The 13,871-nt window shown below is 37.6% G+C and carries 13 protein-coding genes and 1 tRNA gene; 10 read left to right on the top strand and 4 right to left on the bottom strand.

The annotated features are described in order from the left end of the window. The first annotated feature begins 798 nt into the window (after positions 1–798). The 6 genes from ACI6PS_RS07615 to ACI6PS_RS07590 all read left to right on the top strand — a co-directional run bounded on the left by ACI6PS_RS07615 (position 799) and on the right by ACI6PS_RS07590 (position 6,989). Positions 799–1,935: a T9SS type A sorting domain-containing protein gene (locus tag ACI6PS_RS07615; RefSeq protein WP_421011956.1), complete on the top strand. Its 1,137-nt coding sequence runs from the start codon at positions 799–801 to the stop codon at positions 1,933–1,935. Between the two features lie 444 nt (positions 1,936–2,379). Beyond that, a complete protein-coding gene (locus tag ACI6PS_RS07610) occupies positions 2,380–2,925 on the top strand; it encodes an AAA family ATPase (protein ID WP_421011955.1) in 546 nt (181 codons plus the stop codon). Positions 2,926–3,017: 92 nt separating this feature from the next. Then, positions 3,018–4,910, top strand: coding sequence for a RecQ family ATP-dependent DNA helicase (locus tag ACI6PS_RS07605; RefSeq protein WP_421011954.1), 1,893 nt, complete (start codon positions 3,018–3,020; stop codon positions 4,908–4,910). Continuing rightward, positions 4,910–5,857, top strand: coding sequence for a methionyl-tRNA formyltransferase (fmt, locus tag ACI6PS_RS07600; RefSeq protein ID WP_421011953.1), 948 nt, complete (start codon positions 4,910–4,912; stop codon positions 5,855–5,857). Before ACI6PS_RS07605 ends, fmt begins: the two co-directional genes overlap by 1 nt. Before the next feature lie 178 nt (positions 5,858–6,035). Continuing rightward, positions 6,036–6,308 carry an HU family DNA-binding protein gene (locus ACI6PS_RS07595; protein WP_026706350.1) on the top strand — a complete coding sequence of 91 codons (273 nt, stop codon included), beginning with the start codon at positions 6,036–6,038 and terminating at the stop codon, positions 6,306–6,308. A gap of 120 nt (positions 6,309–6,428) precedes the next feature. Next, positions 6,429–6,989, top strand: a complete 561-nt coding sequence (locus ACI6PS_RS07590; RefSeq protein ID WP_421011952.1) for a YqgE/AlgH family protein — start codon at positions 6,429–6,431, stop codon at positions 6,987–6,989. On the opposite strand, the gene ACI6PS_RS07585 is transcribed toward ACI6PS_RS07590, so the two are convergent. Both ACI6PS_RS07585 and ACI6PS_RS07580 read right to left on the bottom strand, forming a co-directional pair. Beyond that, positions 6,986–7,825, bottom strand: a complete 840-nt coding sequence (locus tag ACI6PS_RS07585) for an aminotransferase class IV (protein ID WP_421011951.1) — start codon at positions 7,823–7,825, stop codon at positions 6,986–6,988. The two genes, ACI6PS_RS07590 and ACI6PS_RS07585, sit on opposite strands and share 4 nt — an antisense overlap. 52 nt (positions 7,826–7,877) lie before the next feature. Then, positions 7,878–8,270, bottom strand: coding sequence for an START-like domain-containing protein (locus ACI6PS_RS07580; RefSeq protein WP_421011950.1), 393 nt, complete (start codon positions 8,268–8,270; stop codon positions 7,878–7,880). 172 nt (positions 8,271–8,442) lie between these two features. Here ACI6PS_RS07580 and ACI6PS_RS07575 point away from each other — a divergent pair. After that, positions 8,443–8,519: transfer RNA gene (locus tag ACI6PS_RS07575), tRNA-Met, on the top strand. Positions 8,520–8,608: 89 nt separating this feature from the next. Here the strand turns inward: ACI6PS_RS07575 and ACI6PS_RS07570 are convergent. Together ACI6PS_RS07570 and ACI6PS_RS07565 are read right to left on the bottom strand one after the other, a co-directional pair. Then, on the bottom strand, positions 8,609–9,769 hold the full coding sequence (locus tag ACI6PS_RS07570; RefSeq protein ID WP_421011949.1) for a tyrosine-type recombinase/integrase: 1,161 nt from the start codon (positions 9,767–9,769) through the stop codon (positions 8,609–8,611). A 110-nt stretch (positions 9,770–9,879) separates the two neighbouring features. Next, positions 9,880–10,248, bottom strand: coding sequence for a hypothetical protein (locus tag ACI6PS_RS07565; protein WP_421011948.1), 369 nt, complete (start codon positions 10,246–10,248; stop codon positions 9,880–9,882). A gap of 530 nt (positions 10,249–10,778) precedes the next feature. Between ACI6PS_RS07565 and ACI6PS_RS07560 the strand changes: the two genes are divergently transcribed. The 3 genes from ACI6PS_RS07560 to ACI6PS_RS07550 all read left to right on the top strand — a co-directional run bounded on the left by ACI6PS_RS07560 (position 10,779) and on the right by ACI6PS_RS07550 (position 13,854). Next, positions 10,779–12,938 (top strand): TonB-dependent receptor, encoded by a 2,160-nt coding sequence (locus tag ACI6PS_RS07560; protein WP_421011947.1) that lies wholly within the window; start codon positions 10,779–10,781, stop codon positions 12,936–12,938. Positions 12,939–13,040: 102 nt separating this feature from the next. Beyond that, entirely contained in the window at positions 13,041–13,373 is a 333-nt protein-coding gene (locus tag ACI6PS_RS07555) for an ArsR/SmtB family transcription factor (RefSeq protein ID WP_421011946.1), read from the top strand. A 13-nt stretch (positions 13,374–13,386) separates the two neighbouring features. Beyond that, on the top strand, positions 13,387–13,854 hold the full coding sequence (locus ACI6PS_RS07550) for a DUF6428 family protein (RefSeq protein ID WP_421011945.1): 468 nt from the start codon (positions 13,387–13,389) through the stop codon (positions 13,852–13,854). The last annotated feature ends 17 nt before the right edge of the window (positions 13,855–13,871 follow it).

Genomic DNA, 13,871 nt, shown 5'->3' with positions numbered 1-13,871 from the left:
ACAGTGAAAGAATTGAGTCGGACAATCGAAGAATTAAAAATGATGTGTGTTTGTGAGGGTTGTTTCTTACTTTTTTTGTGGTGGCTTTATGATGGATGAATTGTTTGGGGCGAAGAATTTGGAAGTTTCTTTGAGGGATTTTTGATTTTTTTGTAGTTTTTAATATGCTAATAGAATTTGTTGGTAATGCAAAAAATCAATTAGTTAGTTGTCTTTCCGATGCAAGGAGGACACGAGCGATTTCAAACTGGCGAAGCAATCTTTGCAATGTGAGTCACTAATGGAGATCCCTCCTTCGTCGGGATGACAAGTTTGTGGGGATGTGGGGATGTTGATACGGAAGTGCTTTACTGCCCCTCTCCCGAAGCTTCGGGAGCGCTCGGGGTGACACTAAGATTATGGATGTAGTTTGAGGAGTTCATTGTGGAAATTTAGAGACCTAACAGGTTTTGAAAACCTGTTAGGATGACAGGATTGGGGAATTGTTTTACTGCCCCTCTCCCGAAGCTTCGGGAGCGCTCGGGGTGACACTAAGATTGTGGATGTGGTTTGTGATTTGTTATGAAGATTTTACCGCGGATTTCGCGGATGGAACGGATTGATACGGATTTGTTTTCGTTAAATGGGTATCTAAAGCTTTTTGATTAGAACTAGAAGGGTCTGGAAAAAGACCTTGGAGGTGGAGACTGCGGGAGGCATATTTAGTTTCTTTAAAAAAGTACTTATTAGTAGGTATTGATTTACTTCAATAAACGTATATCTTTGTTTCTAAATAATTTACCCTAAAACCCCTCCTTTATGAAAACAAAATTACTCATTGCTTTTTTGGGCTTGACCCTATTTTCTAGTTCTTATGCTCAGGTGGAAGCTACAAGCTTTATGACTGACTTGAACGAGCCTTCGGCTATTGTGAACCAAGGGAATGTGCTTTATGTACAGGGTCCTAAGGAGATTTACAGGATTGACACTGCGCTGGACAATCCTTCGGCGACTGTGGTGTATACTGCGCCAACTGATTATTATATGAGCAACTTGGCTGTTGATGGCAACAAGCTGTATGTTTCGGAAGAGCATTATGATGATGAGCTTGATGAGTTTTTTGGTGGCAGGATTATTTCGATTGATTTGACGGTGGCGGCTGTGGAGCCGGTTGTGATTTACACTACTACGCGTTATATTTCGGCATTGGCGGTTAAGGGACCTTTTATTTTCTTTGCTTCTGAAACGGATCCTGTTGGGGATGATAATTTTATCGTGCAGATACAAAGGATTGATACTACTACTGAGGTTGCAATGCCTTCGCTTTTTGTTGACCAGTTGACGCAGGATAATGCTGTGAACGATATGCATTTTAATGGTAATGTTTTGCTGATGTCTGTGGGTGGCGACAGTGTTGTTTATAGCCATGACATTACGAGTGGTTCTGGATCGGCAACTGCTATGCTGACTGGGCTTAGCTTTAACAAGGGGCTTTTTGTGAGCGGGAATACTTTGTTTACGGCTGAGGGGAATTCTATTAGAACGAGATCGTTTGACAATGCTTCGACGTGGGCTTCGGTTGCTGTGAACACGGCGTTTCAGGATTCTAACAATGGAATTCCTTTTAATGCGAACTTTAGGGATGTGGTTTTGATTGGCGACAAATTGTACATGACGTTGCAGAACCAAGGCAGGGTGATGATGATTCAGGATACGGCTTTGTCTGCTAAAGATTTCGAGAGCTTGAAGGGTATTTCTATTTATAACTCCAGAACGGAATTGAACATCAACGGATTGGAAAGCAACCAGATGGCTGCTATTTATAACATCTCTGGACAGGAGTTGGTTTCGAAGCAGGTTTCGGCTAGCGCGAATTCTTTTGACATCAGCTCTTTTAGTAATGGTGTTTATTTGGTGAAATTGGAGAATGGAACGGTTTTTAAGTTTGTGAAATAATAAAAATATCATTGCGAGGAATACGGGATGAGATTGCTTCGTTCCTCGCAATGACGGTAATTAGGCCTAATGGATGTGAATCTGTTAGGCTTTTTTTTGTTTTGGGATGTAAAGAACTGTATATAGAGTTTGCTAATTTACCTGACAGCCACTGGCTGTCCTCCTTTATATTTCATATGCTCGGGATGACACGAAGATTGGCTTATAAAGTTGTGGTTGCAAGCGGTTCCAAGGTGCCTAAAGAATGTTGATTAGCCCCGATGTTAGGGAAAAGCCTTTTGCGGCGTCCCGAAGCTTCGGGACGCCACAAAAGCTTTGGAAAGACAGCGGGAATATGGATTATTCTTTGCGCGAGCGATTTGCTCTTAAAAATTAACGGTGTGGGTGGAAATTGATTTTAATATCTCGAATTATTTGGGTAAGTTTGCCCCTTATTTCAAAAAAATGCAGAAAGAAATAATTGTTATCATCGGCGGACCCGGGACGGGCAAGACTACTATTATTGATGGATTGATTGCGAGGGGTTATTGCTGTTATCCGGAGATTTCGCGCGAGGTTACGATGGAGGCTAAAAAACAGGGTATTGAGCAGTTGTTCTTGGAAAATCCGTTGCTTTTTAGCGAGCTTTTGCTGGAAGGCCGTGTGAAACAATATAAAAATGCGTGCGACGAACCGCACGAGCATGTGTTTCTTGACCGCGGGATTCCTGATGTTTTGGCTTATATGCATTATATTGGCGATAGTTATCCGACGCATTTTGATAGTGCTTGCCGTGATAACACTTATACAAAAATCTTTATTCTTCCGCCTTGGGAGGAAATCTACACGAGTGATGACGAGCGTTATGAGAACTACGAACAGGCAAAACTCATCTACAACCACCTGACGGAAACGTATGAAAAATATGGGTACAACTTGATTGAGGTGCCAAAGGATACGGTTGAGGGAAGGATTGAGTTTATCTTGGAACGAATTGGTTCTAGGTTGTAGGTTCTGGGTTGTAGGTTGCTCATTATTATCGTAAGTTTTGTAGCTTTAGCATTTAAAACTTACAACTCATAACCTACAACAAATCTTTTTTTATGACCCCGCTTTCTATTCTTCAAAAATACTGGAAACACGATGCTTTTCGATCGGTTCAGGGCGAGGTGATTGCTTCTGTTTTGGACGGGAAGGATACGTTTGCGCTGATGCCGACGGGTGGCGGGAAATCGATTTGCTTTCAGGTTCCGGGGATGATGAGGGAGGGCATCTGCTTGGTGGTTTCGCCTCTAGTGGCATTGATGAAGGACCAGGTGGCGAACTTACAGCAACGCAACATCAAAGCCATTGCACTTACAGGTGGCATCCAATCGGATGAAATGATTGAGCTTTTGGACAATTGTCAGTTTGGGAATTATAAATTTCTTTATTTATCACCTGAACGTTTACAATCCGACTGGATCTTGGAGCGTATTAAAAACTTACCTATTAGCCTTATCGCGATTGATGAAGCACATTGTGTATCGCAGTGGGGTCACGATTTCAGGCCGGCTTATTTGAAGATTTCGAGCTTGAAGACGCATTTTCCGAAGATTCCTTTTTTGGCTCTGACTGCATCGGCAACCAAGAGGGTTCGGGAGGATATCGTGACGCAATTGGGATTGGAAAGTCCTACGGTGTTTGAAAAATCTTTTGCGAGGGAAAATATTGCCTATATGGTTTTTGATGTGGAAGATAAACTGTTTCGGATTGAACAAATCTTGAAGAAGAATCCGGAACCTTCCATTATATATGTACGCAACAGGAAATCGTGTTTGGATATTTCATCACAATTGCAGACGCTGGGTTTTAAGGCGACTTTTTATCACGGTGGTTTGGATTCGAGGGAAAAGGACAAGAATATGAAGCTTTGGATGAACGAAGAAGTGCAGGTTATTGTGGCTACAAACGCGTTCGGAATGGGAATTGATAAGGCGAATGTAAAGACGGTGATTCATATTCAACTTCCTGAAAATTTGGAGAATTATTATCAAGAAGCAGGACGGGCTGGTAGAAATGGCGAGAAGGCTTTTGCGGTTTTATTGAGTAGTCAGTACAGTGTCATTCAAGCGAAGAACCAGTTTATTGATGTTTTGCCTGACAAGGAGTTTTTGAAAGTGATGTATAAAAAGCTCTGTAATTATTTTCAGATTGCGTATGGCGAAGGTATTGACGAGGTATTTTCGTTCAACTTGAATCATTTTTGTACACAATACCAGTTTCCGGTTTTGAAGGTTTTTAATGCGATGCAATTTCTGGACAGGCAGGGTATTATTTCGTTGTCGCAGGAGTTTTCGGAGAAGATTTCGGTACAGTTTATTATTTCGTCGAAGGAGATTATACGGTATATGAGTTTGAATCCCTCGGATGAAGAGATTATCCTGACGATGGTTCGAAGCTATCCGGGGATTTATGAAGTGCCGGCTTCGTTGAATATTTCACTTATCGCAAAAAAATCGAAGACAACAGAAGCGGTGGTTTTGCAGGTACTCCAGAAATTGAAACAGAAAGAAATTATCGATTATCACGCCCGAAACAATGATGCAACTTTGATTTTTAATGAGGTTCGAGAAGACGACCTGACGATTAATCGTGTTTCGAAATACTTGGAGAACCAGAACAATCTTAAAAAAGAGCAACTAGAATCGGTGATTTTGTATGCTACAGAAAACAAAAAGTGCAAATCGAAAATTATCTTGGAGTATTTCGGAGAAACGAAAACCGATAATTGCGGGATTTGTTCGTATTGCATTACCTTGAACAAAAAACAAGTTGATGTTTTGACTTTGGCCGAGAAAATAAAATTTCTTTTGCGGAATCAATCGTTAAGTTCGAGGGAGATTCAAATTAGCACGCAAGATTCGTCGGACGATGTTATCTTTGCGCTTCGAGAACTTCTCGACAACAACATCATCAAAATAGAATCCAACAACAAATACAGTTTAAATATATAATGAACAAGCTAAGAATCGTTTTTATGGGAACGCCGGAATTTGCCGTTGGCATTTTGGATACCATTATCAAGAATAATTATGAAGTGGTTGGGGTGATTACGGCTCCTGACAAACCTGCGGGACGTGGACAGAAGATCAAATATTCGGCTGTGAAGGAATATGCCTTGGAACATAACCTCACGCTTTTGCAACCCACAAATTTAAAGAATGAGGATTTCCTTTCAGAATTGAAAGCTTTGAATGCAAATTTGCAAGTGATTGTTGCTTTTAGAATGTTGCCAAAAGTGGTTTGGGAAATGCCGGAACTGGGCACCTTCAATCTTCATGCTTCGCTCCTACCAAATTATCGTGGTGCGGCTCCGATTAATTGGGCCATTATCAATGGAGAAACAAAAACAGGTGTTACAACTTTCTTTATCGATGATAAGATTGATACGGGTGCGATGATTTTGAATTCGGAAATTGAAATTTCTGAAAATGAAACTGCTGGAGAGTTACACGATCGCTTGATGCACTTGGGAAGTGGGACTGTTGTAGAAACACTTGCTTTGATTGAAAAAGGAGATGTGAAGACAACCATTCAAACGGATACTCCAGATATCAAAACTGCGTATAAACTGGACCGCGACAATTGCCAAATTGATTGGGAGGTTTCTATTGAGGAAATCCACAACCTTATAAGAGGGCTTTCGCCCTATCCTGCGGCTTGGTGTTTCTTTAAAGACAACGATCAGGAATGGAACGTGAAGATTTATGAAAGTAAAATTATTCTTGAAGCTCATGATTTCACCATCGGAAAAATCATTGCAAGCAAAAAGGAACTGAAAGTTGCAGTTGACGGTGGATTCATCCAGATTTTGAGTTTACAGTTTCCTGGAAAGAAGAAAATGATGGCTCAGGAATTTCTGAATGGAATGACGTTTTCTGAAAATGCCAAAGCATGCTAAGGTTGCGTCAACACTGATTTGAGCGGAATTTTGAAAAAAACAACTTAGTTTATCAACAAAATAGCCGAGTTATCAACAAATCGATGAAAAACACGTCAAAAGTCTTGCACAGTAAGGAATTCCTATTAAATTTGTTATAAGTAACATAAAGTTTAACCAACAATTAATAACTATTATTATGAACAAATCAGAATTAATCGATGCTATCGCTGCTGACGCAGGAATTTCAAAAGCTGCTGCGAAATTAGCTTTAGAGTCATTTTTAAACAACGTAGGAGCTACTTTGAAAAAAGGTGGTAGAGTTTCTCTAGTAGGTTTTGGATCTTGGTCAGTATCAGACAGAGCTGCAAGAGACGGAAGAAACCCACAAACAGGTGCTACAATTAAAATTGCTGCTAAAAAAGTAGTTAAATTTAAAGCAGGAGCTGAATTAGAAGGTGGTATGAACTAATTCATTACCAGATATAAAATCAAAGTCTTCCCAAAAGGAGGACTTTTTTTTTGAAAAATACTACACTTTTTTTGGGCAGTTCAGTTTTTTATAGTTAAATTTAATAAAATTTCAGTGAAAATGATATCAGACAAACTAAAAAAAGGACATTTGCTTATAGCAGAACCTTCGATAATAGGTGATCTTTCATTTAACAGATCGGTAATTTTACTGGCTGACCACAACGATGAAGGATCGGTTGGTTTCATCATCAACAAGCCGTTAAAATATACCATACACGACCTTGTTCCTGAAATTGACGCCACCTTCAAAATCTACAATGGAGGACCTGTGGAACAAGACAATCTGTATTTCATTCACAACATTCCAGATTTGATTCCGAACAGTATTGAAATTTCCAACGGAATTTATTGGGGAGGCGATTTTGAATCAACCCGGGATTTGATAAATCAGGGAAAAGTAAACAAAAACAATATTCGTTTTTTTCTTGGCTACACAGGCTGGGAAGCCCATCAGCTGGAGGATGAAATGTCATCCAACTCTTGGATCATTACAAAAAACGTGTACGAGAATAAAATCATCGGAAAATCGACAACTCATTTCTGGAAGGAAAAAATTATGGAATTGGGTGGAGATTATCTTATTTGGTCGAACGCTCCTGAAAATCCTCTTCTGAATTAACCAAATCGCACCAAAGTATTTAGTTTGACGATTAAATCGCTAGCCAATTTACTTCCGAAGTCTTTCTTGCGGTATTTTGTTATCGGTTGGATTCCTGTAATAATGTTAGTCACGAACAACTCATCTGCTCTTTGCAAATCAAATGGAGAAATTGCTTCTTCGACAACTTCTAAACCTTCTATCTTTTTCGCTAAAGCGATAACCTGTCTTTTCATCACACCATTATGACAGCCTTCTGAAACTGGAGGAGTCGTCAGTTTGTTGCCCATCAGCATAAAAATATTGCCGTTTAAAGCCTCAATCACATTTTTACTATCATTCAACAGCAAACAATTTTCCAAGCCATTTTCTTCCGCAAAAATACTTCCGGTGATATTGATTAATTTATTGGTCGATTTTATGGTAGAAAGCAATTGCTTGGTAACGTAGAAATCCTTGTATAAATCTACTTCGTAGGTTGATTTTTCTATTTTATAAATGGCATTCTCTAACGGAACTACGTTTACTAAAAACGAAATAGTTTTATCCTTTGGAAGATAATAACCGCCATCGTTCCTGTAAACCGTTATTCTTGCTCTGGCTGAAGCCTCGCAATTGTTGGCTTTCGCCAAAGACAGAATTTGCTCTTCAAGATATTCCATCGTAAAATTCATCGGGATTTCCATCCTTACGACACGCATCGACGACATCAGGCGGAAATAATGGTCTTCTAAAAAAAGTATCTTGTTGTCTACAATTTTTAAAGTTTCAAATACACCGTCGCCATAAAGGAAAGCGCGGTTGTTTACCAGTAAGTTTTCTTCGGGGGAAACGATGTTTCCATTAAAATTGATCATATAAAAAAAGTCACGCTAAAAAGCGTGACAAATATACGGGTAATAAATATTTTTATACTGATCCGATGACGTGTTTTAGGTCGGAAATTTGATTTTCCCATAACAATTTTGCTTCACTTACCTCATCTTCTTCTGCATAATCAACAACCATCAAGGAAACGTCTTTTGTAATTTCGTCTTCTAAAATTCTCAACTCAAAGAAATAATCGGTGTCTACATTATTTTCATCAATCCATCTGAATTTAATTTTTTCACCACTTTTTTTAGAAGCTACTCGTGCTTTTTCTTCAGAATCATCCCAAATGAAAGTAAAATACTCTCCTCTCGAGTTTACATTGTCGGCAAACCACTCTGATAAGCCCGAAGGTGTTGATATATACTGATATAATAATTGTGGTGATGAATTTATAGGAAATTCGAGTTCGTATTTTATTTTGACGTCCATAGATACTAGCGCTTTTTTAGATATGGGTGTTTTTTTTTGGAAATATATAGAATATTAATTCAATAAAAAAGCATTTTGAAAAATAAAATTTTTTCTTCAATTTTAATTTGCAACATACGGATTTAGTTTTATATTTGCACCCGCATTCAAGGATGCCAGTAACCAAATAAATGGCGAGGTAGCTCAGTTGGTTAGAGCGCAGGATTCATAACCCTGAGGTCACGGGTTCAACTCCCGTCCTCGCTACCACAAAAATAAAGCCCTTACGTAATTGTAAGGGCTTTATTCATTTTAGGTGTCGGGACATGGTGTCGGGACAAATGTTAAATAAGTCGATTCTAAGTGCCAAAAATCTTAATTTCAAGCGCACCTTTTTCGATAGCTGAGAGAACGGTTCTATCCAGATAATTATTTTCAAGAACTGCATTAGAAGCATGAGAAGATAAAATCTTAGTATCCTTGTTAAGCACCGCATTTACCCATGTAAGATAGGTCTTTCGTAAATCACTTAGACTTATTTCCGTTTCAATACCCGCTGCAATTCGATAATGTGTAAAAGCTTTACTGACATGGTCCATCATAGTCTTATAGGTAACATCTCTCTCAGGACAAATGACATAATTATCAGTTCCTTTAAATTTCTCATATCCCAACTCATTCAGTAATGCTATCAAATCGTGATTGATTGGAACATATTTATCTGAAGTCTCACTTTTAATATTCTTAGATTTCTTTTGACGTAAAACTTTGAGATTGCTAAACTGGAAAAACTTCACTCCTGACATAGTCAACAAAATTTGATTCCATTTCAAGGTTACCACCTCTTCTCTTCTTCCTCCAGTCAAAAGAAATAGCTTAAAAGCTTCTTTGAGATACGGACGATACATATTCTTGTTCTCGCCACGACCATTAAGATGTTGTATCGGGTCCGCCGTATCGACTGCATGCAAAATTTTATTAAACTCTTCAAATGTCAATGCACGTGGATTCTTCTTGTCTACCTTTTGTGTAACATATACTTCAAAAGGATTCTCCATCTCTACTTTTTCCACATTAATAAGGAAATCGTAGAATGCTTTTAAAGCTGCCATTGCCTTGTTAAACGTTTTGCCACTATAATGACCATTTGCCCATACATAAAATGCTGACACATCATCTTGGGAGGTCTGCGACGCAAGCATTTTGGTAATGTCCTTTCCTTTCTTAACAATATCAGCAAAAAATTTACAATATCGGTAACATTCCTTCTGGTAATCTGAACTAACATCCTTCCGTTTATGTGCATGTTCATGAATTCCACCGAGATACTGATAGTATTTCATTATTGCATCCGCCAAACTGTAATTATTTCCTTCTGTCGTAGGTTTTACAGTCTCATAGTTATTCGAAATCATTTCCTTACTAAACAGAAGTGCTTCATCCAAGGCTTCCGCATAAATTTGCGATTTTAAAACTTTGGACCTTTCGCCTCTTTTCGTGTTTGGTATGTGGACGTGCATACGGTAACGATGTTTATCGTAATGCTTACACTTAGGATTTTTTATTTTACATGTGGTACAAAAAACCTTTAATCCTATGATGGTTTTTTTAGGCAATTTTAATTTTCCGCTCATGCTATGAGTTTTTTATATAGTTCTTTTTCTTTCTCATTTGCAGGCTTAACAGCAGTCAAAGCCTTGTCATTCCTGGCTTCGCCTAAGTTAGCGAGAAAAAGATAATACAAAGCATCATTACACAAAATTTCTTTGAGTAAAAATTTCCATTGTTCAGGATGCTTCTTTTTTAAATCGGAAACAAAAGGTTTACCGATGGTATATTCCAAATCGATTCTATAAACATAATCACGGTTGGAAATTTTGTGGACTGTCACATCATTAGTAACACACCATTTCTTTACGGCCTCTGAATCTCGAAGTTTGATTCTTTCGCCGACCTCTGACATCGTTACAACATCAAGAGCGTTAAATTTTGTAATCAAAAGCTATAAACCTGTCGTCATTCTCTTATTTTTAGTGACAGGTTTGAGAATTATTTATTCATATTGCAAAAATACCGAAAATAACCTGTAGATGCAACCTGTATGACTCTAAAAATTTAATTTTACCAAAATAATTGTATTTTTACCAAATGAAATGGCTTTCAACTTTATTATGTTGTATTATAATGGTACTTTCAACTGTACCTTGCTCCGCTTACCATCTTAACAATGATGAAGTAAACGAAAAGCATTGTAATGAATCGCAAGAATGCGAGCGTAATTGTAAAGGTACTTGTTCGCCTTTCTACTCATGTGGTACTTGTGTCGGATTTATAGCTATTCCGCAAAACCCTTTAATTTTAATGAATTTTCTTCCAGATAACTTCAAATCGGAAAAAGCGGATTCTTACTTTAAAGTTTTCTTTCCAAGTTTTTGCGGTTCAATCTGGCAACCTCCCAAAATCGTTTAATGTTTATCGGCTTTAGATTATGGACCATCCATAAAAATTCACGAACATTAAGATTTAAATATGCAAAAGTATTTGATTACCATATTAGCATTTTTTGCTATAAGCAATGTATTTGCTCAAAACACCGTAAAAATAACTGTCAAAGATTCCATTACAGGCGAAAGTTTGCTTGGCATATCTATATTTATTGACGAAATTCCTCAAGGCATTACAGACGAATCTGGAAGTATTGTACTTAATATTTCAACTGGCGAACATAATTTATCTGTCAGTTCGGTAGGCTATCAAGAGCAAACAATAAACTTGACATTACCATATACACAACCGCAGCCTATAATCATAAGTCTTATACCAGAGATGGAAGAAATGGAAGAAGTTACAATAACATCAACCAGAAGCACCAGAACAATAAGAGATATTCCAACGAGAGTAGAATTTATTGCTGGTGAGGAATTGGAAGAAAAAGGAAATATGAAGCCTGGAGACATCAGGATGCTTTTAAATGAAAGCACTGGTATTCAGACCCAACAAACCTCTGCAACGTCCGCAAACTCCTCTATTCGCATCCAAGGGCTTGACGGGAGATACACCCAAATACTCAAAGACGGCTTTCCTCTTTATTCTGGAGCCGCAAGCGGTTTAGGATTACTACAAACGCCTCCGTTGGATTTAAAACAAGTAGAGATAATTAAGGGTTCTGCATCGACTTTATATGGTGGTGGAGCTATTGCAGGTCTCGTAAACCTTATATCAAAAACTCCATCTGATGAAAGAGAACTACGTTTTCTAATCAACGGTACTTCGGCACTTGGTTTAGATTTGAACGGTTTTTATTCACAAAAATTTGAGAAGATAGGATTAACCGTTTTTGCATCCAGAAACAGCAATAAAGCGTACGACCCTGCTGATAACAATTTTACAGCCATTCCAAAATTTGAACGATATAATTTCAATCCTAAAATTTTTGCTGACCTCAGCGAAAACACAAAACTTATTGTAGGAGTTAATACAGCTTTTGAAACACGCTTAGGTGGTGATATGGCTTACATTGATAATAAAGACCAAATCGCACGCTATTTCGAGAAGAACACCACCCAGAGAATTAGTAGCCAAACAACCCTAACTCATCGCTTAGGAGAAAACCAACAATTAACATTTCGCAACAGTATTGGTTATTTTGACCGTATAATTGAAATTCCAGATTTCACTTTTAACGGCTCTCAGGTTAATTCATTTTCTGAGCTTACTTACTCTTATACTGGTGAAATTTCTGAATGGATAACAGGAACCACTCTCTTGACTGATGAATTTGATGAGCGAGGTTCAAACAGCTTCCCGCTACGTAATTACAACCAAATAACTTTCGGTGGCTTTATTCAAAATACATTCAAAGCAAAAGATTGGTTACACATTGAAACTGGTTTGCGAGGAGATTACGTTAAAGATTATGGTTTTGCCTTATTACCCCGTGCCTCACTATTATTCAAATGGTCCACTAAGTTCACATCACGTTTTGGTGGAGGCTTAGGATATAAAACTCCGACTATTTTTACCGATGAAAGCGAACGTATCCAGTTTAGGAATGTATTACCTATTTCGACATCACAGAATGTACTTGAAAAGAGCTACGGTGTTAATATTGACGGTAACTATAAAACGAATTTAGATGAACTTTCCATTAGCATAAATCAACTATTCTTTTTCACGAAACTTAATCGTCCGTTGTTATTAGAAATGCTTCAAAACGGAAATTACCAATTCATAAATAGTTTTGGCCACATCACTTCCAAAGGAGCTGAAACCAATGTAAAACTCGAATACGATGATTTTAAATTATTCCTTGGCTATACTTATGTAGATGCTACAATTGAAGAAAATGGAATTTCAAAACAAAACCCTCTTACTGCTAAACATCGATTAAATAATGTATTGATGTATGAGGTTGAAGAGAGTTGGAAAATCGGACTTGAAGCTTACTATTATAGCAAACAACAATTAACAGACGGAACTACTGGACGCTCATATTGGACTTGCGGTGCAATGGTTGAAAAGCTATGGGAGAATTTTTCTATTTACATCAATTTTGAAAATTTTACCGATACCAGACAAACCAAGTTTGACAGTATTTATACTGGTCCTGCAACAAATCCTGTTTTTAAGGACATTTATGCACCTCTTGATGGCTTTGTTGTAAATGCTGGAATAAAAATAATGCTTTAAAATGGATGAAATTTAAATATTCGGTACTAAAGTGCCGAATATTTAATAATGAAGATTGTATAATTCATTAATTATCGTAATATTGCAATATAAAAATAAACCATGGGAGCCACTAAAACAGACCACTTTACCGAACGACAAAATGAAATTGCAATTCTTGCAAAAGCAATTGGACATCCTGCACGGGTCGCTATCTTAGACTATTTAGCCAAAGTTAACACCTGTATATGCGGTGATATTGTAAACGAATTACCATTAGCACAACCAACCGTTTCACAGCACTTAAAAGAACTTAAAAACGCAGGCCTAATCAAAGGAAATGTAGAGGGTAATGCAATTTGTTACTGCATAAACGAAGATGGCTTAGAAAAACTGCAAATGTATTTTGGAGAACTTTTTTCTCTAATCTCAGACAAGAAAAATCAATGTTGTTAATTAAATCTATATTATGAAATTATCTGAAATTAAACACCACCTCAAAACTGCGGAAGCAGTCAATTTCAAACTTTCTAACGGTTCTTATGTCCCTGAAAACTTCCATGTTACAGAAGTTGGAATGATAACCAAAGATTTTATTGATTGTGGTGGTACCGTACGCCATGAGAAAGTTGCAAATTTCCAACTCTGGGATGCTAACGACTTTGAACATCGCCTTAAACCAACTAAACTCCTAAATATTATTAATCTCTCTGAAAGAGTTCTCGGCTTAGAGGACCTTGAAATAGAAGTTGAATACCAATCGGAAACAATTGGTAAATACGATTTAGGATTTGATGGTCAGAATTTTTTACTATTGGATAAACAAACCGCATGTTTGGCTGAAGAAAATTGTGAAACTCCAAAACAGAAGGTTAGATTGAGCGATGTAAATTCATCAGAGCCATGTTGCAACCCAGAAGGAAACTGCTGCATTTAACTAATTACAAACAATTA

It is taken from the genome of Flavobacterium sp. PLA-1-15 (genome assembly GCF_049060005.1).
Lineage (GTDB): Bacteria > Bacteroidota > Bacteroidia > Flavobacteriales > Flavobacteriaceae > Flavobacterium.
The sequence above is the reverse complement of the archived record's forward strand: the minus strand, read 5'-3'. Positions and strand labels throughout refer to the sequence as shown.